A 25,035-nucleotide genomic window follows, 5' to 3' on the forward strand; every position below is an offset into this window, starting at 1 on the left:
CGGTTGTCGACCGCTCGAGCACGAACTTGAGTGACATCCCAGCCAACCTCTACCCCTGAACCGGTGGCCAACCACGCTCAAGTTTCCGCTGGCGCTGCCGCCTTGTGGGGAGCACGCAGCGCGACCGGAACCCCTGTGTTTCCAGTTGGCAAGCTGCCCACACCGCCACGCAGGGACGCCTGGCCCACTGACGCAAACGGAGGACGTCCCATGCAAACTGCACACGAAATTCACCCTGTCTCAGAGCCACCGACCCGCCCTGTCGTGCTGTGCGTCGACGACGAAGCCAGCATCCTCGCCTCGCTCAAACGCGCGCTGCGCAAGCAGTCGTTCGAGCTGCTGATCGCCAACAGCGGCGAAGAAGCCTTGGCGGTGTTCGAGGAGCGCACAGTCGATCTGGTCATTTCCGACATGCGGATGCCGACCATGACCGGGGCCGAGCTGTTGGCCCGGATCTACAAGCAGTGGCCGGACACCATGCGCATCCTGCTGACCGGCTACGCCGACATGGAGTCCACCGTGTCGGCCATCAACGACGGTCAGATCTTCCGCTACCTCAACAAGCCCTGGAACAACGACGACCTGACAGTCGCGATCCACAGCGCGCTGGAACACAAGCGGCTGCGCGACGAGCACGCCGCACTGACGGCACTCACCCAACAACAGAACGCCGAGCTGCAGTCGTTCAACACCGAACTTGAGGCCAAGGTGGCTGCGCGCACCGAGGAGCTTGCGAGCGCCCACGCCGATCTGCGCGACAGCTACCAGCGCGCCATCGGCGTGTTCGCCCAGCTGATCGAGCTGCGCGAAGGCACGAGCTACAACCACAGCCAGGTGGTGGCAGACTTGTCACTGCAGCTGGGCCAGGCCCTGTCGATGGACGACACCGCACTGGCAGACCTGCAAAACGCGGCCGTGCTGCACGATGTCGGCAAGATCGGCTTCACCGATGCGCTCACCTCGACCCCGTGGGTGAAGATGACCCCCGATCAGAAGCGCACCTACCAGACGCACCCCGGTATCGGTCAAGCGGCGCTGCTGTCGATTCCGGCGCTGGAGAACACCGGGCGCATCATTCGCGCGCACCACGAGCAGATCAACGGTGGCGGCTTCCCGGACGGTCTGGCTGGCGACGCCATCCCGCTGGCGGCGCGGATCATCAGCGTCGCAGCGGATTTCGACGACCTGCAGACGGGGATGTTGCTCGAACGCCCGCTGTCGACCAGCGAGGCACTCGACCACATCAAACGCGGCGCCGGGTCGGTGTACGACGTCGCGGTGGTCGAGGCACTGGAGGCCTTGGTCAGCTGCGATGCAGACGACAACGCCAGCCCGATCCAGGAGTACACGGTCCACCTCAACGACCTACAGCCCGGCATGCGCACCGCGCGCAACATCAACGCCCTGAACGGCATGCTCCTGCTCGGCGCCGGGCAGGAACTGACCGAATCCCTGATCGAGCGGATCAACCGCTGCCTCGACGACACCGGCGGTTCGAAACTCATCTCGGTGATCAAACAGTGATCTGCACGCGCGCTGTGACGGCCTTGCGTTGACGTCACGGCGCGCGCGGCGGTGAAAATCGGCGATAATACGGGCCAGCGAATCCGCACACCGAACAGGCACCATGGCCCAGTACATCTACACCATGAACGGGGTGGGCAAAGTCGTCCCACCCAAGAAGGAAATCCTCAAGGACATCTACCTGAACTTCTTTCCCGGCGCGAAGATCGGCGTGCTGGGCTACAACGGCGCAGGTAAGTCGACGCTGCTTCGCATCATGGCAGGCGTGGACACCGACATCATCGGCAAGGCCCGCCCACAACCGGGCATCAACATCGGGTACCTGCAACAGGAGCCGGAGCTCGACGACGCCAAGACGGTGCGCGAAACGGTCGAGGAGGCGCTGGGCGAGATCAAACAGGCCCAGGCCCGACTCGACGAGGTCTACGCGGCCTACGCCGATCCGGACGCCGATTTCGACGCGCTGGCCGCCGAACAGGCCAAACTCGAGAACATCATCGAGGCCGCCGACGCCCACAACCTCGAACGCAAACTGGACGTGGCCGGTGATGCCTTGCGGCTGCCCGCCTGGGACGCGGTGGTCGGCACACTCTCGGGCGGCGAGCGGCGACGCGTCGCGCTCTGCCGCCTGCTGCTGTCAGCCCCGGACATGCTCATCCTCGATGAGCCCACAAACCACCTCGACGCCGAGTCGGTCGGCTGGTTGGAGCAGTTTCTCGGCGAGTTCACGGGCACGGTCGTGGCCGTCACGCACGACCGCTACTTCCTCGACAACGTCGCAGGCTGGATCCTCGAGCTGGATCGCGGGCGCGGCATCCCGTGGGAAGGCAACTACTCGAGCTGGCTCGACCAGAAAGAGACGCGGCTCTCACAGGAGGCGAAATCCGAAGCGGGCCGCCAGAAGGCCATCAAGGCCGAACTCGAGTGGGTCCGCTCAAACCCCAAGGGCCGACGCAGCAAGAGCAAGGCACGCCTCGCGCGCTTCGAAGAACTGCAGAGCAAGGAAGTCCAGCAACGGTCCGAGACGCAAGAAATCTACATTCCGCCCGGCCCCCGACTCGGCGACCTGGTGATCGAAGCCGAGGGTGTGTCGAAGTCCTTCGGCGACAAGCTGCTCTACGAGAACCTCTCCTTTTCCCTGCCGAAGGGCGGCATCGTCGGCATCATCGGGCCGAACGGTGCGGGCAAGACGACGCTTTTTCGTCTGATGACCGGCCAGGACCAACCGGATTCGGGCAGCTTCCGTGTTGGCGAAACCGTCGACGTCGCCTACGTCGATCAGAGCCGTGACGCGCTCGACGCCAACAAAACCGTGTTCGAAGAGATCTCGGACGGCCAGGACACCATCCGCGTCGGCACCTACGAGACCGCCGCACGCGGCTACGTCAGCCGCTTCAATTTCAAGGGCGGCGACCAGCAGAAAAAGGTCGGCGACCTGTCGGGCGGTGAGCGCAACCGAGTCCACCTGGCCAAGCTGCTCAAGCGCGGTGGCAACGTCCTGCTGCTGGACGAACCGACCAACGACCTCGACGTCGAAACCCTGCGCGCACTCGAGGAGGCGCTGTTGAGCTTTCCGGGCTGTGCCGCGGTGATCTCGCACGACCGCTGGTTTCTCGACCGCATCGCCACCCACATCCTGGCGTTTGAGGGCGGCAGCCAGGTCACTTTCTTCGACGGCAACTACAGCGAGTACGAAGAGGACTACAAACGGCGACACGGCGATGACAGCGGCCCCACGCGAATTCGCTACAAGCGCATCGACGCCTGACCCCCGAGCCACAACAGGCACGCACGATCCTCTGGCGCCGCTGCGCTGCGCACAAAACCGACGCCGCGTTCAGACCTGGGGGCAAAACTGTTGGGCAGACCGCACCCGCGGTGAGCGCACGGTTGGGCGGGTGAATACCCATACCATTGCGCTGCGGCCCGAGAGCAGCGAGCGCCCGGCGCGCTTGGGGCCAGGGATTGCCCCCTCTCGGGTCGCACCCGAAGCCTGCCGGGTCGACGTTGTGGCTGAGCGGCGCGCGTCGCTCAGGCGACGTCCTCGAGGGTTTCCAACCAGGTGTCAGCGAGGTCGCTGTCCTGCGCGAGGTGCGCAAACGCAGGCTGAAGCCGCGTCGCCACCGTGTCGGGATCGGCCGCATCGTCGGCCTGGCTCGCCTCCAGGGCCAGCCAGGCTGCCCGCACGCAGTCTGCCGCACTGACCCCGGTCGGGTTGGGTGCGTCCTCGGTGTTGACCGCCGTCCGGTGTCCGGCGACGGCCTCGACAATCGGGTCTGCCATGGCCCACAAGCTGAGCAGGTACGCGGCGATCAGCGGCGGTTCGATCTGATCGTCGCCACCTCCGGGCGCACCGCGGTCGAGCAGAATCATGTCACCCAGGCCCGACACCATGCCGGCGAGCTGAGTGTGGTCGGCGTCGCGTTTGCTCAATTTGGCGGATCGGGCAAATCGGTGGGAAAGCGCACTGAGCGATTTCGAGACACCGTTGATACGCTCCAGCTCATCGGTGTCGGCCTTGTCAAATTGCTTGACAAGTTTCTCGGTGAGCACGATGTTCTTGATCGTGTCGGAGCCGAGCATGGACACCGCTTGTTGCAGCGATTCGATGGAGCCGAAATTGCCGAAGAAGGCCGAGTTCACGATCTTCAGCACCGTTGCCGAAAGCCCGACATCGGCTTCGATCAGCGCCGAGACATCCTCGAGCGCAAAGTCGTCACTGCTGATGAGTTGCATCAGTTCATCGTAGATGTGCGGCAAGGACGGCAAGGCGCCGAGTGCCCCGACGTAGCCGTGCAAGGACGGTTGTGAGAGCTGCTCCTGCAGCGTCATGCTGCGCGTGACCGCCGCACAAATCGTGTCGATGTCTGCCGGTTTCGCGATGTAGCGGTGGATGGCGTGAACCGATTCGAGTATCAATTCCGAGTCGGCGTAGCCCGACAAGGCGAGGCGCAAGGTCTCAGGCCGCGTCGACTGCACCGACTGCAGCAGCTCAGCCCCGTTCATGCCAGGCATGCGCATGTCGCTGACGATGGCGTCGACGGGGTTGGCCTGCACGAACGACAAGGCCTCGGCCGGCTCGGCAAAGAAGTGCATGTCCCACTCTCGGCGCATGCGGCGCAAATTGCGCCTCAAGCCCTCTAGAATGGACACTTCGTCGTCAACAAAGATGACGGTTTTCACGCTGGCATTCCCTTGCACTGTGAAATGGGGTTGACGTGGTCGCCATCAGCAACCGGGAGCGAATCGAATGACCCGCTTCAGAGCGGTGTGGGCCACCGGGCGACGGCGCCTGCGGGGCAGGCCCGGCCGCCGGAGCGGTCCGCACGATCCTGTGCAAAACCGGTTCAGCAATCCGTGGCGCACGCGCTATCTCACTATAGCACTTGTCATTCCGGCCACCCGGCCGCAGCACGCCCACTGATTCATTCAGGCTATGCAACCCCGTTTTCGACTGGCAGCCTTGATCACGCTCGCGGTGTTGAGCATCGCGGCGATGGCGTGGGTGTGGGCCACCCAGCACGCGGTGCTGTGGCCGGCGATCGTGGGTACCGTGCCGCTGTTGAAGAAACTGTTGACCTGGAAAACGCTGGTCGCACTCGCGAAAAAAGTGCCCTGGTTCTTCGCCGCCGGGTTGAAGAAGTACGTGCTGAAAATTGTCGGCTCGCTGACCACGGTGCACATCGGGCTGCGCTTCCCGTGGGTCCGTGCCCAGATCGACGCGATCAAGGCGCACGCCACCGTGCTGCTGACCCGCGTGCGCGACCACTGGCAAACCTGCAGCCTGTTCGAGAAGTGCCTGATCGTCGTGTTCAGCACCATGCTCGCCCTGCTGGCGATCGCGTTGATTCTGTTGTCGAAATCGGTGCAATTGCTGACCCTGCGAAAAGGCAGCGAGACCACCGCCGAGCAGCTGATCAAACGCGGTGTGCCCAAAGCCGTCGACTCGAAGTTGAAGAAACTGACCAAGCAAGAGGACACGCACGAGGCAGCCGAGTCACGTGAACCGACCGACAGCCGCTAGGCGGCGCGGTCCGAGTCGAGGTTCGCCGAGGCCAAAGCGGGCAAGCGAATGGTGAAAATCGTTCCGCTGCCCACTTCACTGTCGACGGCAATCGTCCCGCCGTGTGCGGTGATGATCTTGCGTGCGATGGACAAGCCCTGGCCCGTTCCCTTGCCCTGTGCCTTGGTGGTGAAGAACGGGTCGAACATGCGCTGGATCGTGTGCTCGCCCATGCCCATGCCGTTGTCTTCGATATAGATGTGCACGTGGTCGTCGAGCGTGCGCGTCGACACGCTGATGCGACCCTGGTGGTCGGGCGACTGCTCGCGCCGCTCGGCGATGGTGTGGCCGGCGTTGACCACGAGGTTCAACACCACCTGGTTGATGTCTGACGGTATGCACTCGACCATCGGCATATCCGAGCCGAAATCGGTAACCATCTCGGCGTGGTACTTCCACTCGCCCTTGGACACCGTGATGGTCTTTTCGATGTTGACGTTGATGTCGACACGCTGCATCGATTCGCCCGGATGGGCGTAGTGCTTCATCGCCTGCACGATGTGGGCGACGCGGTTGATCCCGTCCAGGGATTCAGACAACGCGCGCGGCAACTCCTGCATCACGAAATCGATATCGGCCGCGTTCAGCGCGCTGTGGACATCGTCGCGCAGCGACGTGTCCTCGGTGTTGGCAACGCGGAACTTGATCGACTCGACCGCGGCCAACAGGTCGCCCGCGGCCTCGTCGACAAACTGCAGGTTGTCACCAATGAACTGCGCTGGTGTGTTGATCTCGTGGGCGATGCCCGCAGCCAGCTGGCCAACGGACTCGAGTTTCTGTGCCTGCAGCAGTTCGGATTCGAGCCGCTTGAACGGGGTCAGGTCCTGCATGATGACGGTGTACATGCGCGCGCCGTCGGCGAGCACGACTTCACTCACGGCCAGTCGCAACGAGAAAGGCCGGTCCCCGCGACGCCCCTTGAGCTCTTTGCCCTCGGCCGAGTCCAGCAACGCATCGAGCTGCACGTCTTCAACAAACAACGTCGAGAACGGCGTGCCGACGAGCTCGGCGTCACCGAGTTCGAACACCGAGTTCACGGCGCGGCTGGAGAAACGGATGGTGCCGTCGCGGTTGACCAACACGATCGGATCCGGTGCGTGCTGGGTCACTGCCTTGAAGAACGCCAGGCTGTCGGTCAGCTCGCGCTCACGCTCGAGCAGTTGTGCGTTGTTGGTTTCCAGCTCGCGCACAAGGCCCAGCGCAGCGCGACGGAGGTACCAGAAAATCGGCGTCATGATCAGGATGATCAGCGCGAACTGCCACATCTCGTCGCGCAGCAGCACCGTGTGTGCCGCCTTGATCTCAGCGCCGTCGATGCGCGTGCCAACGACGATCGACCACGGCGAGAACCGCTTGGCAAAGTAGATCGCGTCGAGGTTCGCCGGCATCACCTCGGCGCCCTCGACATTCGAGGTCGCACTGAACACGGTGCTCTCGCCGTCGGAAAAAGCTTCGCGCAGGAGTTGCTTGATCACGGACTTGCCGTGGGCGTCGGTCAGGCCGTAGAGGTTTTGCCCGACGAGGTCGGGGTCGGCGCCGTTCACCAGCACCACGCCGTTGAGGTTGAAGACGAAGAAATGGCCACTGCCACCGAATTCGAGGGCCTGTATCTCTTCGAAAGCCAGCTCGCGCGCCTCGGTCACGCCAAGGTCACCGCGCAGCCAGCGCGCGTGGTAGGTTTGCACGATATCGTGCGATATATCAGAGACTTGCCGGGCTCGATCGACAGACAGGTCAATCAATTCGCGGTCGAGCTGGCGCACAATCATCAATTCGACGGCACCGATAATCAGGTAGCCGAGCAGCAACAGGCCCGGCAGATAGACTGACAGGAACCGCAGATTGACAATGTTCACTCGCGGCACCGCACAACTCCGTTTGCCCCGCAACGTCAGAGAGCAAATGCCAGAGGCGTGCCACGCGCACCGCTCTGGTCCGACGAAACCCGCGCGGTAATGTTGCGTTGGGGACAGGGGTGTGTCAGCGAGGCCCGAAGGTCTGCTCGTACCGGTGGTGTGTCACGCGGTTTCGCAGATACCCGTGGCCAGGTTCACGGGCATGGCAGTGCACACAGAGGCTTTGAAGTTGTGCAAAGTGCGGGAACCCCGGGATGCTGCCTGCGTAATGCGCTTGCATGAAGCCCTGCATGGTCTCATCCGAACAGTCAGGGTGCGGACACTGCTCACCCTGGCACTGGAAACCGGTCAGGCTGAGAAAATGCTTCTCGATTCTCGCCCAGTCGTCACGCAAGGACTCCGGCACATCACGACAGCTGATGTTGGGAGACGTCGAGCCCAGTGGCACCCGCTCGAACGGTCGGCCGAGCAGCTTGCCGGGCACGAAATCCGCCGCATCGAGATCGCCGTGTCGGCCAAGCCGGGCGTTGAGCCGGCTCAGGCACTCCGGACACGGGCGCAGGCGTTGGTCGTCGATTTCAATCACGGTTTGCGCGCCGCGCGTGAAGCGCACGCGGAACCGACCATCGGCACGTTGGCTGATAGCGTACTCACCCGGCCAATTGTGCAAGGCCGCTTGGACGAGCGCCGGACATTCAGTCACGTAGTAGGGGTGCAGCGCAGTGACGACAGGCTCGGCATTAAACCCCCCGTGGTGTGCGTGCTTGTCGAACAACGGCCCCAGCGTCTCGCTGTCGATGTCGTTGTCAACGCGGTACAGCACAACCTGCGTCAGTGCGCCGCCCGGGGTCAGACGGTAGATGCCTGTCTCGCCAAACACGAGTGTGTCCGGGTCGACGTACTCGACGTCATCGGCAAGTTGGTGCGCCAGCAGGCTCACGCCCGGTTTGCCGCCGACCAACGACACCGCGTACTCCAGACGCGAGAAGCGGGTCAGCCTCACGCAGCGTCACCGGCTTGCTGCAGGATGCGGTAGATCTTGTCCTCGGTGCGGGTCAGCACGCGAAATTCGACCCGACGAGAGCGTTCGGAGTCTTCACGCCCGTCGGCGTGCAACACCGGGACGGCGTACGACAGGCCGTTTGCACGCAGCACCGACACCAGCCAATCGCGTGTGCCGCCGGTCTCCGCCTGCAGGCTGAAGACGTAGTCGAGCACGGAAAACGACCGGTCCTGGGACAACTTGGCGTTCTTGATGTACACCTCGCCGGGGTCGCTCGCGCCCTGCCAGTCGGACGAGGTGTGGCCCTCGATGCGGATCTCGGACACTTCAGTCTGGAACGCCGGCCGCTCGAGGATACCGATGTAGCGCGGGAAGAAATCGTCGAGGATCGTGCGGAACGCCGGCTTGATCGAGGCGCTGTTGACGTCAAACAGCACATCGGGCTCGCGGAAGCGCACGGTGTTGTCAGGCAGGATCTCCGCGTCCCAGCGCGGCAGGTCGTCGGCGAACTCTTCGATCAAGGCCCGGTTCAGCGCCGTGCGCGACTCGTCGTAGGCCACCGCGATCTCGGAAATCGCGTTCTTCTCCTGCTGCACCTGCCACATGAAGCCGATGGCGATGAGCATGAACACCATCATCAGGCCCGCCATCATGTCGGTGATCGACACCCACTCGCTGTCGCTGCGTCGTGCCATGCCTCAGTCCTCGGTCACCAGTTGACGGTAGCGGTTGAGAAACTGGCGGTAGTCTTCGGCGAAGCGGCTGGTCAGGCCGGTCAGAGTATTCTCCAGCTGCCCCAACGACTGCGGCACCTGCCGCTCGAGTTCGCGGGTCAGGCGCGCCACGGTGTCGCTCTGTGCCTGCAGACCGCCCTGCAGGTTGGCGAAGGCCTCATCGAGTTGGTGGAACGCGGCACTGGCGCTGTCGCTCAGACGGGCGTACTCGGCGGTCTGGGTCTGCAGCATCGCGAGCTGGCTGTGGCTGGTGTTGATGATGTCGGCCAGGCCGTTGTACACGGCTTGCGTCTCGGCGTTGCGCTCGGCGACAACGCTCAGCGTCTGCGCCGAGGTGTCGAGCGAGTCCTGCACCTGCTGCATCAGCACGGCGTCACGCGAGAGGATGTCGCGGTAGTTCTCCTGCCACTGCAGAAGCGCGGTCACACCCTCGTTGAGCTCGCGGAAGTTCTCGCCGAATTGCGCTGTCAGGTTGGCGTTGAAGTCCGCCACCACCGACTCGAGCGCGGCGACGATCTCCTGTGTCGCCCCTTCGCTGACCTTGTCGAGCGCCGCGTTCATCGAGCTCAGGGTTTGCTCCTGCGCGTCGCGCAACAGCCGCGCCTCGCTGGCGAGGGTCGGCAGGGCATCGAGTTTGTCGCGAATCTGGGCGAGCAGTTCGGGCTCGTCGGACGCGCCGGTGCGCAGGCGCATCCAGATGCTGAGGATGACCGACAAGCCCATGCCGACGATCGACGTGAGAAAGGCGGTCTTCATGCCCTCGAGCAGCAACGGCACGCTCGCGCCTATGTCGGCGGTGTTGAAACCCTGCAGCCCGATGAACACCCCGACGAAGGTCCCGAGCACCCCGACGGTGACAATGATGGACCGGCAGTCCCGGTGGTGCCGCACACTGAAGGACGAGAGAAAATCAATGACGAACAGGACGCCCATCACCGCACAGAAGGCGAGTGTGACGGTGTTGAATTCCATAGCGATTCCGAGTTGTGCGGGCGGGCGGAGGCGCGTCCGTGGCGCCAGGGAGTCCGTGCCGGGGCGATGGCGCGGCCCCCCGATCCGCGGCGCGCTGCCGGCGGGCTCGGCGTTGCCCTGACTTGCCCCGCAGGACGCTGATGCAGCGGCACACGCAACGGTGTCACAGCGTTGCCGCCATGCTACCGCCAGCGCCTGGCGCAGGCAATCGCGCGGACCTATCCAACTGGCAAGGTTGCCGTGGTTGCACACGAGACTGGACTAAGCTCATGGTCCTGACCTGACAACCCGAGTTCTGCCATGCCCACGCTCACCGCCCGGTCACTGCTGCTCTGTGCCCTGCTGCTCAGCGGTTTCGCCCTGCCCAGCCACGGCGTCGACGACGGTCAGGCCTTTCGGGACTGGACCGCACGCTGCACAGTGGAACCCAACACCCAGTCCAAAGTCTGCGTGCTGGAGCAGGTCGTGTTCAGCGACGATGGCCAGCGGCCGATGCTGCGCGCGGCGGCCGGCTACCTCGAACAGCCCGGCGGCGTCTTCGAACCGGCCATCCTGACCACGGTGCCGTTGATGGTGGCGCTGCAACCCGGCCTCGCGGTCAGCGTCGACGGCGGCGACGCCTTCATTGCCGACTTTCACCACTGCACCCCTGAAGGCTGCGTCGCCGGCCTGCCGCTCGACGAGCGCGTCATGGGGGCGTTTCGCCGCGGCGCCGACGCGGAGATCCGGGTGGCGACGATCGACGGCGCCACCGTTGCGATGACCCTCTCGCTGCGCGGCTTCTCGGCCGGCTTCGACGCCCTGCCCGCGCTCTGAGCCACCGCGCGCCCGGCGCGATCCGGCCCGCGTTTGCACGTGCCCGCGCCGCGGGTGCGCCGTGCCAATGGCGACCCCGTTCACCACACAACCGGCAAGGTCTTGCCGAGCGGAGTGGCAAAGCGGCACGCAGTTTGCTGATTCCCTCCCAGTCAGCGCGCCAGCGCCAAAAATCCGTGACAGGGAGCTTATCTCGTGAACTCGACCCTCGCCGCAGTCAAACGCCTTGCGATTGCCACAGGCACCGTCGTGGCCGCGTTCGGTGTCAGCCCACACGCCCACGCGCTCGCGCTAGGGAACATCAGCGTGCTCAGTGGCCTCAACCAACCCTTGCGCGCCGTCGTCCCCTTGTTGTTCGAAGACGGCGAGAACGCCGAGCTGCTCGAGCTGGACATCGCCGGTGACGCCGACGCGATCAAGCTCGGCGCCCTGCCCAACCTGCTCGGTCAGGAGGTCGATGTCGTCATGTCACTGCAAGGCGACCGCATCGAGGCCCTGATCACCACCGAGTACCCGGTCAAGGAGCCGCACCTCGACGTGGTGTTGCGGGCCGAGATCGGGGGCACCCGCCACATGCGTGTCTACCCTGTGCTGCTCGACCTGCCGTCCGGCTTCTTCGAGATCGAGTCCGTCGACGACTACAAGATCACCGAGTTCTCCGACGGCACCATCTGGAACGGCAAGCCGTCGGACCGCCAGCGCGAACAAATGAATGAACCGGCCGAACTCGCATCACTGCAGGTCGGGGGCACCGAGAGCCTGCCGATCGCCGTGGGTGGCCTGCCACCGACCGGCTACGACGACCCCTACGAGGAGACCGTCTCACTCGCCAGCGGTGACGACGTCGAAGCCGTGCGGGCGCACCAGCTCAAACGTGTGGAGACCGACGCGACGGCCTACGCCGCCGACGCCGAGAACGTCGGCACGGTGTTGCCTGAAGCCTCCACCCTCGCCACTGCCGAGGTGAGTGACAACCTGGGAGCACGCCTGCCCACCGCCGGCATCGACGAAGCCATGGAGTCGCTGGCACCCGACACCGCCGACACCCGGTTGGCCGCGCTCGATATCGACGAGCCTGACCTCGCGCCTCGGCAGGACCCGGCGGCCGACCCGAACCTCAAGTCGTGGACACTGTCGTCGCAGGCTGCGACCCCGGACACCGGCGTGTCACCGCAGCTCGATCTCGCCAATTGGTCGAGCCGCAAGGCCGTGCTGCCCTTGCCTGAAGCTGTGTTGCTGGCCGAGGTGCCCGATGACATCGGCGCCGCCGTGGATCAACCCGCGCCCACCGTAGACGCCCTCTACTCGTCACGCTGGGATCGGCCCTACGACTGAGCCGGCTCGGAGACTGCGCACCCCCACCGACACCCTGCTTTTTCTGGCCGGCGCAGCGCGTAACACGCATCCCGTCTGCCGCACGGTGCGTGCGCCAAGCTGGTAATCTGGGGGATTGCCATCGACGCAGCCCCGATGCCCGCCACCGACCGCAGCCGACTGACCGCACTGGGCTTGATGTTCGGTGCCACCCTGGCCCTGTCCTGCATGCACGGGATCATCCGCTTGCTGGGCGACGACGTGCACCCGTTCATCATCCTGTTCCTGCGCAACCTCTTTGGCCTGGTCGCGGTCACGCCGCTGCTGCTGCGCACCGGTTGGAGCGGCCTGCACACCCCCGACATGCCGTGGTTTCTGTTGCGCGGTGTGATCTCGGTCGTTGCCATGGCCTCGTGGTTCTACGCGTTGACGCGCGCCCCCATCGCCGAGGCCACGGCGCTGAGTTTCACTGCCGCACTCTTTGCAAGCCTGGCAGCTGTCATTCTGCTTGGCGAGCGCATTCGGGCTCGTCGGATCACGGCACTGGCGCTCGGTTTCCTCGGCGTGACCGTCGTGCTTCAGCCCGGCCAGCAGGCGCTGTCACCGGCCATGTGGATGGTGTTGTTCTCAAGCGTGTGCTGGGGGATATCGGTGGTCCTGGCCAAGCGGCTCACCGTGCGCAACAGCAGCACGACCGTCGTTGCCTGGATGACCATCATCCTGTCGGTGGTCTCCCTGCCCATGGCGATCTGGGCCTGGCATCCGCTCGAGCCCGCGCACTGGCTCTGGATGGGGCTCGGCGGCGCACTGGCCACGCTGGGGCACCTGAGCATGACGCAAGCGCTGAAGATGACCGACACCACCGCCGTGATGTCGATCGACTTCTGCCGTCTGCTCTGGACCACCCTGATCGGCGCTCTGGTGTTTGGCGACCCGATGCACCCGAGCACCTACCTCGGCGCGGTCATCATTTTCGCGTCGGGGTTGTATATCACCTACCGCGAGTCGCAACTTCAGCGAGACGCGCGTTGAGCGTGCCAATCAGAGCCAACGGCGAACGCGCTGGCAGTACTGCTCGTAGGCAACGCCGAAACGCGATTGCAGCGCCACTTCCTCCGGCACGATCTGGAAGCGCGAGATGTAGACGACAAACACCACTGGCCCGAGCAACGCCGGCACCGACCCGAGAAAGACCGCCCAGGCGAGCAGCAGCAATGCCACGCCGAGGTACATCGGGTTGCGGCTGCGGGCGAACACGCCCTCGGTGACCAGCGTACTCGCACGGTCGGGCCGCCGTGGGTCGACTGTCGTGCGTGCACCCCGAAACGCCCAGAGCGCCGACACACCAACGTAGATTGCCGACGCAAGCAAGGTGGCGATGAGCAACTCGCGCAGCGCACCGGGCAGGGCGAATGACCCACCCAGGGTTGCAACAAACCACATCGTCACCGCACAGATGAGCGCCACAAGCGGTGGCGGAACAGTGTTCTCGAGGGCAGACATCGGGGCGTTGCGGGTCGATTCGGGTGAGTGGAACGCCGGGGTCAGGCGGCCCCGGCGATGGGTCGCATCACGTCCAGAAACCGGGCGACCTCGTCGGTGGTGTTGTAGTGGCACATCGACACCCGCACCGCCGCATCGAGGCCGAGCGGGCTGAGCACGTTGGCCGAGTAGTGGTCCGCTTTGCGCGTGTGGGTGCGGATGCCAGCGTCGTTCAGGCGCGTGACAACGTCCGCCGCGGCGACGCCGTCGACGGTCAGGCAGACCAGGCCTTCCCGGTGAGGGTTGTCAACGCCACCGATCACGGTCACAGCCTCCATGTCGGCGAGTCCCGGGAGGTTTCCGGTGCCGTGCAGCATGGCCCCGGTGAGCGCCTGTTCGTGTGCCGCAATGGCGTCGGCGGCCTGGCCGATGTTGCTGCGGCGGTTGCCGCGGTCCTGCCCGACCTGCTGGCCAAGCCAATCGAGGTAGGCCGCGACCTCGGTCCAGCACGCGTAGGCCGAGGTGTCGCGGGTGCCGAGCTCCCACTGCGACGGCGGCGTGCCGTAGAGCTGGTCGTGCGGCAGCTCGCTCAGCCGGTCCGATGCCCAGGCGATGCCGTAGTTGTGGCGGGAGAACACCTTGTAGGGCGAGATCACATAGCCGTCGATGCCGTAGCCGTCGATGTCAACGTGGCCGTGCGCCGCGTGCTGGATGCCGTCGATCACGATGAAGCACTCGGGAGCGCGCTCGCGGATCAGCGCCGCGATCGCCGCGACATCGACACCGATACCGGTCACGGGGCTGGCCTGGATGATCGTCGCGACGCGCGTGTCAGCCGTCACATACTTGGCATAATCGTCGACAGTCACGCCGCCGGTCGCGTCGCTGTGCGGCACGTTGACCAGCCGCTTGCCCGCCACTGCGGCCCAGCGGCGGCGCGCGCTCGCCGTGGCCGGGTGCTCGAGCGTGGTGCCGACCACATCGCCGCCCTCAGGCGAGCCAAGGCAGGCTGTGCGCACCAGGCGGAACAAGAGCTCCGTGCCACTCTCGCCGATGAAAACGGGGCCCGCTGCGCAGCCGAGGAAGGCCCGCATGTCGGCCCGGCCCTGCTCGATGATCGACACGAGCGCATGAGAGGCGGGGTTGTCGCGCCCCTGGTTGTCGGGCACGCCGAGCAGTTCGCCTGCCCGCTCGACCACCGACGCCAGGGTCAGCGCGCCCCCGGCATTCTCGAAAAAGACCCGTTCGCCGGTGAAGGGGCAGCGGTCGGTGTGCATGAATCGATCACGGACAGCCGCTTGCAACGATGGCGTGAACATGGTCCGGCTTACCTGTGCGGTGGATCTGATAACGGGCCGCTAGGGTACCGTATTCGAGGCGCACCGTGCGCCCAAAACGGCCGCGTCACACCCGCCCGACAGCGTCCACGGCCGCGGCCGTCTCGCCATCCAGCCGGCCGATTAGCTCAGCACGATCTCGAGCCCGTCGAAGCCCACCTCGATGCCGTCGGGCAGCTCGGCCGAGAGCGTTGCGTAATCGAGGTCGGTGTGCATGTTCGTCAGCACCGTGCGCCGCGGGCGCAGCTCGTCGATCAGAGCCAGGGCCTCCTCGACGTTGAGGTGGCTCGGGTGCGGCGCGCGGCGCAGGGCGTCGAGCACCAGCACCTCGAGCCCGCTCAACGCCGCGCGACTCGACGCGCGCAGGACGGTCTTGATGTCGGGCACGTAGGCGAAGTCGCCGACCCGCACCCCGAGAGCGTGGATGTCACCGTGCTCGACCTGCAAAGGCCGAATGGACAGCGGCCCGCCGGCGCCGTCGACCTCGAAGGGGTTGTCCGCTTCGATCCGGTGCTCGATGCAGATCGGCGGGTAGCTGCTGCCCTCGGGCTGGCGAAAGCAGTAGTCGAACGCCTGCATCACACGCTCCGACGTGGCGTCATCGAGGTAGACGTCAACGCACTCGCGCATGCGGATCTTGACCTGGCGCAGGTCGTCGAGACCGAAGATGTGGTCGGCGTGGGCGTGCGTGATGACCACGCCGTCGAGTCGCTCGACCCGCGCATCGATGAGCTGTTCGCGCATGTCGCAGCCGGCGTCGACGAGCACGGTGGTGCGGGCACCGTCGTCGGCCTCGCGTGTCATCAGCAGCGCGCAGCGGCGACGGCGGTTGCGCGGCTCGGTCGGGTCGCAAGCGCCCCAGTCGTTGCCAATGCGCGGCACGCCGCCCGACGATCCGGTACCGAGCAAGGTGAATCGAAGCGCTGTCACGTCCTGCCCTGCTCCGTGGTTTCACGGGTGGCGTTCAACCCGCAGATCCGCGTCGGCAACGCCCATCTCCGGCCGGTCTGTGCGTTCCCTCGACGTGGTGTCACCGCGCGCAACCGATCAGCTGATCTGCTGCAGCAGGGCGTCGACCGAGGCTTTCGCATCGCCGTAGAACATTCGCGTGTTGTCTTTGAAGAACAGCGGGTTCTCCGCGCCGGAATAGCCCGCGCCCGAACCGCGCTTGGAGACGAACACCTGTTTGGCCTTCCAGACCTCCAGCACCGGCATGCCGGCGATGGGGCTGTTCGGGTCGTCCTGTGCCCCCGGGTTCACGGTGTCGTTGGACCCCACGACCATGACGACGTCGGTGTCCGGAAAGTCGTCGTTGATCTCGTCCATCTCGAGCACGATGTCGTACGGCACCTTGGCCTCGGCCAGCAGCACGTTCATGTGACCCGGCAGGCGCCCGGCCACCGGGTGGATGGCAAAGCGCACCGACTTGCCCTGGGCGCGCAGGCGGCGAGTCAGTTCGGAGATCGATTGCTGCGCCTGCGCCACGGCCATACCGTAGCCCGGCACGATGATCACGCTGTCGGCGTCCTCGAGCGCCGCGGCCACACCACCGGCGTCGATCGCGATCTGCTCGCCGTCGATCTCCATCGCAGGCCCGGCACTGCCGCCGAAACCGCCCAGGATCACCGAGACGAAATTGCGGTTCATCGCCTTGCACATGATGTACGAGAGGATCGCGCCCGACGAACCGACGAGCGCGCCGGTGACGATCAGCAGGTCGTTGCCGAGCATGAAACCGGTCGCCGCTGCCGCCCAGCCGGAATAGCTGTTGAGCATCGACACCACCACCGGCATGTCGGCGCCGCCGATCGCCATGACGAGGTGCGCACCGATCACGAAAGCGATCAGCGTCATGAGGATCAAGGTCCAGATGCCGGCGTGGTTCAGGAACAACGCACCGAGTGCCAGGCAGGCGATCAGCATGCCGAGGTTGAGCGCATGGCGGCCGGGCAGGGTCAGCGGCTTGCCGTCGATACTGCCTGCGAGCTTGCCGTAGGCGACGATCGAGCCGGTGAAGGTGATCGCGCCGATGAACACGCCGAGGAAGATCTCGACCTCGTGGATTGTCTTCTCAACATCGCTGAGCCCGGGGGGCGGCGCAATCTCGGAGTTGATGCCGATGAAGACGGCGGCCAGACCGACAAAACTGTGCAATGCCGCGACGAGCTGCGGCATGCCGGTCATCTCGACGCGCTGCGCGACGACCGTGCCGATGCCCGCACCGATGACCATCATCGGGATGATCCAGCCAAGGCCCGTGACCGCTTCGGAGCCAACGGTCGCGAGCACCGCGATCGCCATGCCGACAATGCCGAACCAGACGGCGCGCTTGGCGCTCTCCTGGTTGCTCAGGCCGCCGAGGCTGAGAATAAAGAGCACACTTGCCGCGATGTAGGCTGCGGTAACCAATCCAGAACCCATCTCGCTCTCCTCAGCTCTTCTGAAACATCGCCAGCATGCGGCGCGTGACCATGAATCCGCCGACGATATTGATCGTCGCGATCAACACCGACACGGCGGCGAGAAAGGTCACAAGCCCAGAAGGCGACCCGACCTGCAGCAAAGCCCCGACAATGACGATCCCGGAGATCGCGTTGGTCACGGCCATGAGCGGCGTGTGCAACGAGTGCGACACATTCCAGATCACCTGGAAGCCGACGAAGCAGGACAGCACGAAGACAATGAAGTGCTGCATGAAGCTCGCGGGTGCGTAGGCACCGATCAGCCACATCAGGGCCCCGCCCGCGCACAGCAGCTGAATCTGCTGCTTGCCGCGCGCCCGCTCGGCGGCGAGTTCGGCGGCCTTGATCTCCTCGGGCGTGGGTTCGGCTTTCTTCGGTTGCGGTTTGGCCTGCGCCGCCACCTTGAGCGGCGGGGGCGGAAAGCTCAGCTCGCCGCCGTGGGTCACCGTGGCGGTGCGGATGACGTCGTCGTCCATGTCCCAGACGACCTTGCCGTCCTTCTCCGGCGTGAGGTCGGCCATCATGTGGCGGATGTTGGTCGCGTAGAGGCTCGACGCCTGGGTTGCCATGCGGCTCGGGAAATCGGTGTACCCGACCACGCGCACGCCGTTGGCCGATTCGACGATCTCGCCGGCGACGGTGAGGTCGCAGTTGCCGCCCATCTCGGCCGCGAGGTCGACGACCACCGAGCCGGGTTTCATGGCCGCGACCATGTCGTCGAGCCAGAGCTTGGGCGCGGCGCGCCCGGGGATCAACGCAGTGGTGATGACGATGTCGATCTCGGGTGCCAGCTCGCGGAAGCAGGCGAGCTGCTTCTCGCGGAACTCGGGCGAGGACGGTGCGGCGTAGCCGCCCTCCCCGCCACCGTCCTCCTCGAAGTCGAGGAAGACGAACTCGGCGCCCATGGACTCGATCTGCTCGGCGACCTCGGGGCGCACATCGAAGGCCTTGACCACCGCGCCGAGCGACTGCGCGGTGCCGATGGCGGCAAGGCCTGCAACCCCGGCCCCGATCACCAACACCTGGGCGGGCGGGACCTTGCCCGCCGCGGTGATCTGGCCGGTGAAGAAACGGCCGAACTGGTTGCCTGCCTCGATGACCGCGCGGTACCCGGCGATGTTCGCCATGGACGACAGGGCGTCCATTTTCTGCGCGCGGCTGATCCGCGGCACCATCTCCATGGCGATGGCGCTGGTGCGCTTGACCCGAAGCGCCTCGAGCAACTCGGGCGACTGGGCCGGCGCGAGAAAACCGATGAGCTGCTTGCCCTCCGGCATGGCCTCGACCTCGGCCAGCGAGGGCGCGCGTACGCGGGCGATGATGTCGGCGGCGTTCAAGACCGCGTCGGCCGAATTGACAACCTCGACACCGGCCTCCCGGTAGGCGTCGTCCGCAAACCGCGCGGCGGCGCCGGCGCCGCTCTCGATCACGCAGTCGTGACCGAGCTTCTGCAACTGCCTGGCGCTGTCCGGGGTGAGCGCAACGCGTTGCTCGCCGTCAGCGGTTTCTCTCAACGCACCGAGTTTCATAACAACCTCGTCGGGTGAATCTGGCGGGGGGCGCCGTCACGCACAGGGCACGCGCCGACGCGCTGGACCGCAGCCCGGGCACTCCGGCGCGGTTGTCAGCGCAATCCCCAAGTATCGCAGAACAGCGCGCCGTTTTCAGGCGTGGGCTACCACGTAGAACCGGCACTAAAGTGCCACTGCGCGGGTGCTCAGCCGGCGGCTGCGACCGCAAAGGTGCGTGCCGGACCGGCCAACGCCAGCTTGCCGTACAGCGTCTCGCCGGGCAGCCAGCGGTCGAGCTGGTTGCGCACCGCGAGCATCGCGTCGATGTCGACACCCGTGGCCAGGCCGAGGTTCTCGAGCAGGTACACACAGTCTTCGGTGGCAATGTTGCCGCTCGCACCCGGCGCAAAGGGGCAGCCGCCGAGGCCACCGAGCGACGCATCAAAGTGGCGCACCCCGGCATCGGCCGCCGCGACCACGTTGGCGAGTCCGAGCCCGCGCGTGTCGTGAAAATGCGCCGCGAGCGGGCCGTCTGTCTGCCCCGCGGCCGCCGTGAACAGCGCGGACACCGCGGTCGGGCTCGCGTAACCCACCGTGTCGGCCAGCGTGATTTCGCCTGCGCCCATGCGGCTGAGCTCGGCGACGATCGCCAACACCTGCTCCGGCGCGACATGGCCCTGCAGGCTGCAGCCGAACGAGGTGGAGATCGCCGCACCGACAAAAGCGCCGTGCTCGCGCGACAGCGCGACGATGTCCGGGAAGCGTGCGACCGCCTCGTCTGTGCTGCAACGCACGTTGGACTGGCTGTGTGCCTCGGACGCCGACACCACGTAGGTCAGGTGCCTGGCGCCCGCGGCGATCGCCCGCTCCGCGCCCTTGAGATTCAGCACCAACGACACTGCGGTCAGGTCGGCCACGGCGTTGGCGCCGGCGACCACCTCCGCGGCGTCGGCAAACTGCGGCAGCAGTTTCGGCGGCACAAACGACGTGACTTCGATCTCGCGAAAACCCGCTGCCGCCTGGCGGCGAATCCACTCGAGCTTGGTCTCGGTGTCGAGTCGGGTGGCGGTCAGTTGCAGGCCGTCCCGCAGGCCGACCTCACGAACACACGCTGTTGTCATCGTTGTGACCCGTTGGTGACAAGGGCATCGCATCCCCACCCGGTACCCTACCACCGCACACCCGGGACCACGTAGCCCGGACTGGCCCCGACGCGCCCGGCATGCCACCCTTTGCCGGGTTCGCGATTCCCGAGGCCTGCCATGCCGCTTCACAACGAGCTCGAAGGCACCCTGGTCGTCTCCCTGGAGCAGGCGGTCGCCGCGCCCTACGCCGGCTTGCTGCTGGCCGACGCCGGCGCGCGCGTGATCAAGGTGGAGCGGCCCGAGGGCGATTTCGCCCGGGGCTACGACGCCGGCGCGGCCGGCCAGAGCACGGTGTTCGCCTGGCTCAACCGCGGCAAGGAATCGATCGCTCTGGACTTGCGAAACAGCGACGACCGGGCGCTGATGACCCGCCTGCTCGCACGCGCCGACGTTTTTCTCAGCAACCTCGCGCCTGGCGCAGTCGACCGTCTCGGCCTCGACACCGCCACCCTGCAACACGCCAACCCCGGTCTCGTCTGCGTCCGGATCACCGGCTACGGCGAGACCGGCAGCGCCGCCGAGCGCAAGGCCTACGACGCACTCGTGCAGGGCGAGAGCGGCGTGTGCAGCGTGACCGGGACGCCCGAGCAACCGAGCCGGGTCGGGGTCTCGCTGACGGACCTGTCCACCGGGCTCACGGCGTTCTCGGCCGTATTGCGCGCCCTGCTGCAACGGCACCGCACCGGCCGCGGCTGCGAGATTTCGATCTCGATGTTCGACGTCATGGCCGACTGGATGAACATGCCACTGCTCGCCCACCGCTACGGCGGCGGGGCGCCGCAACGCACCGGCTTGCAACACAGTTTCATTGCCCCCTACGGTGCGTTCACCTGCGCACGCGGTGAACCGGTGCTGTTGTCGATCCAGAGCAACCGCGAATGGGCCGCATTCTGCGAGCAGGTGCTCGAACAGCCGGAGCTGATCGACGACCCACGCTACCGCGACAACCCCGACCGTTACGCCAACCGCGCCAGCCTGGATGCGACCGTGAACACGGCCTTTGCGTCGCTGCCGCGCGAAACCGTGCTGCAACGCCTGGACGCCGCGCGCATCGCCAACGCGCGGCTCAACAGTGTCTCCGAGCTCTCCGATCACCCCCAGTTGCGCGAGTTGACCGCGGTGCACAACGGGGTCGAGATTGCGATGGCAGCACTGCCGGTCCCGAGCGCACAAGGACCGCACACGGCGGTGCCGCAAGCCGACGAACACGGTGACCGCATCCGCGCCGAATTCCCCCCCGCCACCCACGGCGACCCACCCTGAACCCGGACCGCTTGCCATGTCCGTCACCGACACCCTCGTCGACTTCGCCCTCGCACCCGCCCAGCCGACCGAGCGCATGCACCGGATCACGTTGCTGTCGCTGTTCGACTGGTGCGTCGTCTCGCTCGCCGGCCGTGACGAACCCGTGGCCGCGGCGGTGCGCGCCTACGTGGCACAGAACGGCGGCACACCCGAGTCCTCCGCCATCGGCAGCACCCTCGCCATGCCGGCGACCTCGGCGGCGCTGGTGAACGGCACGGTGTCCCACGCGCTCGACTACGACGACACCCACTTCGACTACATCGGGCACCCGTCGGTCGCGGTGATTCCGGCGGCCCTGGCCGTCGCAGAGGCCACGCAGGCGTCGGACACCGCGCTGCTCGAGGCGCTCGTGGTCGGGCTCGAAACCGTAACGCGGGTCGGCCGCTGGCTGGGTCGCGGCCACTACGCCGCCGGGTTTCACATCACCGGCACGGCCGGCAGCGTCGGTGCCACGGTTGCCGCTGCGCGCCTGCTCGGCCTCGCGCCCGCCCAGGTGGCCAATGCCCTTTCCCTGGTCGCCTCACGCGCATCCGGCTTGCGTACCCAGTTCGGCAGCATGGCCAAGCCCTGGCACGCCGGGCTCGCGGCGAGCAACGGCGTCGAGGCCGCGCGGCTCGCCCTGCACGGCGTAGTGCCGGCACCGGACGCGTTGGCCGCCCACCAGGGTTTGTCCGATACCCACCGGGGCGACGCCGATGCCACCGCCTTCGATGGCCTGTCGACGGCGTTCCGCTTTGAGGATGTGACCCACAAGTTCCACGCCTGTTGCCACGGCACACACGCGATGATCGATGCGCTGCTGTCCCTCTGCGCAGGCCAACCCATCGATCCGGCAGACGTAGACGCGGTCACCGTGCGTGTCACGCCTGCGTTTCAGCACGTGTGCAACCAGCTGGCCCCCGACACCGGGCTCGGCGCCAAGTTCAGCTACCGGCTGCTCGCCGCGGCGACGCTCTGCGGCCACGACACCGCCCGCCTCGATACCTACACCGATGCGCTGTGCCACGACCCAGCCGTGGTCGGCTTACGGGACAAGGTGGTGATCGAATTCGACAGCGCCGTCGCCGAGACTGCGGCCGACGTGACGGTGCATGCACGGGGCCGCTCAAACACCGCAACAGCCGACCTGCTCGACAGCGACTTCCTCGCCGACACACCGGCGCGAGAGGGTCGGGTGCGCGCGAAAGCGGCAAGCGTCGTCGGCGCGGAACGCGCCGCCACGCTGTGGCAGCACGTCACAGAACCGCGCGACGAGCCACTCCGCGCGCTGCCGGGTGCGCTCAACCGCTGACCGCCGTGCTGTCGGGGCCCGGGATCAGTCGAGGCCGTGCTCAGCCCGGGCCTTGCGGCTCAACCCTGCCGCAACCAGCCGGTGCGAGGCCACCAGGTAGTCCTCGAGTTCACCGGCGGGCAGCGACGCCGCGTCCACGCACTGAATCCAGCTCATGCCCCGGCTGGCGAAATACGGGGCGGGACGGTACCCGGGCTCTTCGCTGAGAAAGTGGAAATCGGAGACCGAAGTCTTGAAGGTGAAGGCCGGTCCGCGGTCGGTGTCCCAGCCACCGACCGCGAACACCTTGCCAGCCACCTTCCAGACATCCGCACCGCCCCACTGCACGACGTGCGACGTCGCGGTCAAGCGGGCACAAAAGGCGTTGAAGCGCTCTGGGGTCATGGCACCGGTACCTGAAGTTGACAGCCAGCCGCAAAGACACGCGGACGGCGACACGTACTGACCATACCACCGACGGCCGCTACAGCAGTGTCGGCGGCCTCAACCTTGCCGGTCGCGCGGGCGTGTCGGTTCGGGGTAGCGGGCAAAGACAGCAGCGGCGATCAGAAAGGCCACTGCGGGGAAGGCCGCAAAAAAGAGCCGGATACCGTCGCGGGTCTCGACGGTCTGGATCTGGTTCGCCTCGAAGCCGAGCAGCGAGAGCACGGCACCGCCCAACGCGACCGACAACGCGATGCCAACTTTCAGTCCGAGGTTGAGCACGCCAGTGAACGCGCCCTCCTGACGGATGCCACTGCGCTGCTCAAGCGCGTCAACGAGATCCCCCATGACGGCGATGGCCATCACCCCACCGCAGCCCATCGAGGCACCCGCGAGCACCAGCGCGAGATACAGCAGCGGCACCGACGTGAGCGAGAGGTAGGTCAGTGCAAAGCCGACCGCCCCGAGCACCATCGCCGCAAGCCACGTCGCTTTCTTGCCCCAGACGCGCGACAGCGCGATCCAGAGCGGCACCGAGGCGATGCCCGCAAACGCATACACGGCGGGCAAAACGCCGACCAGTTCAGGCCGTTCCAACACGTAATCGGCGTAGAACGGCGCGAGCCCACCGACCACGCCGGCGCCGAGGTTCTCGATGAACCACACCAGCAACACCGTCACGGTGCCAGGCTGGTGAAACACCGCACGGTAGCCCGCGACAATCGGCGCACTGTGCGCCTCACCGACGGCCTCGGTTGTCCTGAGCAGCGCCGGCGTCACCGCGCACAGCAGCACCGCGGCGACCACCACCGCCCCCATCAAGGCCAACACCGCCGGCTGATCCAGGCCACTGCCAAGCTGGACGACGGCAAAGGCGGCGAAGAGGCCGACCGTCCAAAACACGTGACGGGCCCCGAAAGCGCGCACGCGCTGGTGGCGCTGTGGCGACAACTCCACGCCGAATGACACGTGCGGCACCGAGTGCAGGCTGAAACCGGTGAAGAACACCAACAGGGCTGCGAGGGCCAGCGCCAGCTTGAGCGACGGCGCGACGTCCACGGGTATCGCCCAGAGCGCGAGAAACCCCACGCCCATGACCGGCAGCGACCACCACATGAAAGGCCGTCGGCGACCGCCTGCGCCACGGTAGCGGTCGCTCGCCGCCCCGATCACCGGGTCGGACACCGCATCCCAGAGTTTGGCCACGGCCATCAGGGCGCCGACCGTCGCCGGCGACAACAGCAGCACTTCCGCGCCGTATTTGAGGAAGAAGAACTGCACCGTGAACAGGAGCGCCGCGAGGCCCAGTGCCGGCGTGGCGTAGGCGACCAGCGCGCCCGCGCTCAGCCGCACCCGTTGCCCCCCTGCGCGCGACGCACCGACACCGAGCCGTCAGGCCGCGTCACACACCGCGACCGCGGTGATCTCGACGCGCCACGCCCCACCGAGCTGCACGCCGACGCAGGCCCGCTGGGGCCAGCAACCGGGGTCGGATCCGATCCAGGGACCCCAGACCGCGTCGAAAGCCGGTTTGTCGGTGATGTCTGCGAGGAAGACTTGCACCGAGACCAGACGCGACTTATGCGACCCGAGCGCGGCCAGGTTGACGTCCAGTTGCGCCAAGGCCTCTTCGGCCTGCTGTCGAATGTCGCCCGTGTCCGCATCGGCGGTCGCAACGGCCCAGATCAGGTCGCGGTAGGCCGATGCCTGGCTGCGGCCGGCCGGGTACCCCGCCTGGCGGCGGACGATGGGTTCACGTGTCACGGCACGCGTTCGAAGTCGCTGGTGTGAGCGGGT

At 66.3% G+C, this 25,035-nt stretch carries 22 protein-coding genes; 8 read left to right on the top strand and 14 right to left on the bottom strand.

Annotation, left to right across the window (positions count from 1 at the left end):
- The first annotated feature begins 210 nt into the window (after positions 1 to 210).
- On the top strand, positions 211 to 1,524 hold the full coding sequence (locus AAGA11_07325) for an HD domain-containing phosphohydrolase (protein MEM9602657.1): 1,314 nt from the start codon (positions 211 to 213) through the stop codon (positions 1,522 to 1,524).
- Positions 1,525 to 1,627: 103 nt separating this feature from the next.
- On the top strand, positions 1,628 to 3,292 hold the full coding sequence (gene ettA, locus AAGA11_07330) for an energy-dependent translational throttle protein EttA (GenBank protein MEM9602658.1): 1,665 nt from the start codon (positions 1,628 to 1,630) through the stop codon (positions 3,290 to 3,292).
- Between the two features lie 263 nt (positions 3,293 to 3,555).
- Here the strand turns inward: ettA and AAGA11_07335 are convergent, their stop codons facing one another.
- The gene (locus tag AAGA11_07335) at positions 3,556 to 4,707 is read right to left on the bottom strand and encodes an HDOD domain-containing protein (GenBank protein ID MEM9602659.1); all 1,152 of its coding nucleotides are present in this window, start codon (positions 4,705 to 4,707) and stop codon (positions 3,556 to 3,558) included.
- A gap of 253 nt (positions 4,708 to 4,960) precedes the next feature.
- Between AAGA11_07335 and AAGA11_07340 the strand changes: the two genes are divergently transcribed.
- Complete coding sequence (locus tag AAGA11_07340; GenBank protein MEM9602660.1) at positions 4,961 to 5,548, top strand: hypothetical protein; 588 nt, start codon at positions 4,961 to 4,963, stop codon at positions 5,546 to 5,548.
- On the opposite strand, the gene AAGA11_07345 is transcribed toward AAGA11_07340, so the two are convergent.
- The 4 genes from AAGA11_07345 to AAGA11_07360 all read right to left on the bottom strand — a co-directional run bounded on the left by AAGA11_07345 (position 5,545) and on the right by AAGA11_07360 (position 10,152).
- The gene (locus tag AAGA11_07345) at positions 5,545 to 7,443 is read right to left on the bottom strand and encodes an ATP-binding protein (GenBank protein ID MEM9602661.1); all 1,899 of its coding nucleotides are present in this window, start codon (positions 7,441 to 7,443) and stop codon (positions 5,545 to 5,547) included. The two genes, AAGA11_07340 and AAGA11_07345, sit on opposite strands and share 4 nt — an antisense overlap.
- 124 nt (positions 7,444 to 7,567) lie before the next feature.
- Positions 7,568 to 8,446, bottom strand: coding sequence for a hypothetical protein (locus AAGA11_07350; GenBank protein MEM9602662.1), 879 nt, complete (start codon positions 8,444 to 8,446; stop codon positions 7,568 to 7,570).
- Positions 8,443 to 9,141, bottom strand: a complete 699-nt coding sequence (locus tag AAGA11_07355; GenBank protein MEM9602663.1) for a hypothetical protein — start codon at positions 9,139 to 9,141, stop codon at positions 8,443 to 8,445. The genes AAGA11_07350 and AAGA11_07355 overlap by 4 nt, the downstream gene beginning before the upstream one ends.
- Positions 9,142 to 9,144: 3 nt before the next feature.
- Positions 9,145 to 10,152, bottom strand: a complete 1,008-nt coding sequence (locus tag AAGA11_07360; GenBank protein ID MEM9602664.1) for a hypothetical protein — start codon at positions 10,150 to 10,152, stop codon at positions 9,145 to 9,147.
- 300 nt (positions 10,153 to 10,452) lie between these two features.
- Here AAGA11_07360 and AAGA11_07365 point away from each other — a divergent pair, with 300 nt between their 5' ends.
- The 3 genes from AAGA11_07365 to AAGA11_07375 all read left to right on the top strand — a co-directional run bounded on the left by AAGA11_07365 (position 10,453) and on the right by AAGA11_07375 (position 13,314).
- A complete protein-coding gene (locus AAGA11_07365) occupies positions 10,453 to 10,968 on the top strand; it encodes an invasion associated locus B family protein (GenBank protein ID MEM9602665.1) in 516 nt (171 codons plus the stop codon).
- Between the two features lie 195 nt (positions 10,969 to 11,163).
- Positions 11,164 to 12,303 carry a hypothetical protein gene (locus AAGA11_07370; protein ID MEM9602666.1) on the top strand — a complete coding sequence of 380 codons (1,140 nt, stop codon included), beginning with the start codon at positions 11,164 to 11,166 and terminating at the stop codon, positions 12,301 to 12,303.
- Between the two features lie 135 nt (positions 12,304 to 12,438).
- A complete protein-coding gene (locus AAGA11_07375; protein ID MEM9602667.1) occupies positions 12,439 to 13,314 on the top strand; it encodes a DMT family transporter in 876 nt (291 codons plus the stop codon).
- A 9-nt stretch (positions 13,315 to 13,323) separates the two neighbouring features.
- Here AAGA11_07375 and AAGA11_07380 read toward each other — a convergent pair whose 3' ends face one another.
- The 6 genes from AAGA11_07380 to AAGA11_07405 all read right to left on the bottom strand — a co-directional run bounded on the left by AAGA11_07380 (position 13,324) and on the right by AAGA11_07405 (position 20,195).
- A complete protein-coding gene (locus AAGA11_07380) occupies positions 13,324 to 13,725 on the bottom strand; it encodes an isoprenylcysteine carboxylmethyltransferase family protein (protein MEM9602668.1) in 402 nt (133 codons plus the stop codon).
- Between the two features lie 101 nt (positions 13,726 to 13,826).
- Complete coding sequence (locus tag AAGA11_07385) at positions 13,827 to 15,083, bottom strand: aminotransferase class V-fold PLP-dependent enzyme (GenBank protein ID MEM9602669.1); 1,257 nt, start codon at positions 15,081 to 15,083, stop codon at positions 13,827 to 13,829.
- Positions 15,084 to 15,224: 141 nt separating this feature from the next.
- A complete protein-coding gene (locus AAGA11_07390; protein ID MEM9602670.1) occupies positions 15,225 to 16,031 on the bottom strand; it encodes an MBL fold metallo-hydrolase in 807 nt (268 codons plus the stop codon).
- A 117-nt stretch (positions 16,032 to 16,148) separates the two neighbouring features.
- On the bottom strand, positions 16,149 to 17,522 hold the full coding sequence (pntB, locus tag AAGA11_07395) for a Re/Si-specific NAD(P)(+) transhydrogenase subunit beta (GenBank protein MEM9602671.1): 1,374 nt from the start codon (positions 17,520 to 17,522) through the stop codon (positions 16,149 to 16,151).
- A gap of 10 nt (positions 17,523 to 17,532) precedes the next feature.
- Entirely contained in the window at positions 17,533 to 19,092 is a 1,560-nt protein-coding gene (locus AAGA11_07400; protein MEM9602672.1) for a Re/Si-specific NAD(P)(+) transhydrogenase subunit alpha, read from the bottom strand.
- Positions 19,093 to 19,280: 188 nt separating this feature from the next.
- Complete coding sequence (locus tag AAGA11_07405) at positions 19,281 to 20,195, bottom strand: hydroxymethylglutaryl-CoA lyase (protein ID MEM9602673.1); 915 nt, start codon at positions 20,193 to 20,195, stop codon at positions 19,281 to 19,283.
- Between the two features lie 141 nt (positions 20,196 to 20,336).
- On the opposite strand from AAGA11_07405, the gene AAGA11_07410 reads away from it, so the two are divergent.
- Together AAGA11_07410 and AAGA11_07415 are read left to right on the top strand one after the other, a co-directional pair.
- Positions 20,337 to 21,482 (top strand): CaiB/BaiF CoA-transferase family protein, encoded by a 1,146-nt coding sequence (locus AAGA11_07410; protein MEM9602674.1) that lies wholly within the window; start codon positions 20,337 to 20,339, stop codon positions 21,480 to 21,482.
- A 16-nt stretch (positions 21,483 to 21,498) separates the two neighbouring features.
- A complete protein-coding gene (locus AAGA11_07415) occupies positions 21,499 to 22,815 on the top strand; it encodes an MmgE/PrpD family protein (GenBank protein ID MEM9602675.1) in 1,317 nt (438 codons plus the stop codon).
- A 24-nt stretch (positions 22,816 to 22,839) separates the two neighbouring features.
- Here the strand turns inward: AAGA11_07415 and AAGA11_07420 are convergent, their stop codons facing one another.
- From AAGA11_07420 to AAGA11_07430, 3 genes are all read right to left on the bottom strand, one after another.
- Positions 22,840 to 23,199: an MmcQ/YjbR family DNA-binding protein gene (locus AAGA11_07420; protein ID MEM9602676.1), complete on the bottom strand. Its 360-nt coding sequence runs from the start codon at positions 23,197 to 23,199 to the stop codon at positions 22,840 to 22,842.
- Between the two features lie 99 nt (positions 23,200 to 23,298).
- On the bottom strand, positions 23,299 to 24,591 hold the full coding sequence (locus AAGA11_07425; protein ID MEM9602677.1) for an MFS transporter: 1,293 nt from the start codon (positions 24,589 to 24,591) through the stop codon (positions 23,299 to 23,301).
- 39 nt (positions 24,592 to 24,630) lie between these two features.
- Positions 24,631 to 25,002: a RidA family protein gene (locus AAGA11_07430; GenBank protein ID MEM9602678.1), complete on the bottom strand. Its 372-nt coding sequence runs from the start codon at positions 25,000 to 25,002 to the stop codon at positions 24,631 to 24,633.
- Between the last annotated feature and the right edge of the window lie 33 nt (positions 25,003 to 25,035).

This window comes from Pseudomonadota bacterium, from assembly GCA_039196715.1.
GTDB lineage: Bacteria > Pseudomonadota > Gammaproteobacteria > CALCKW01 > CALCKW01 > CALCKW01.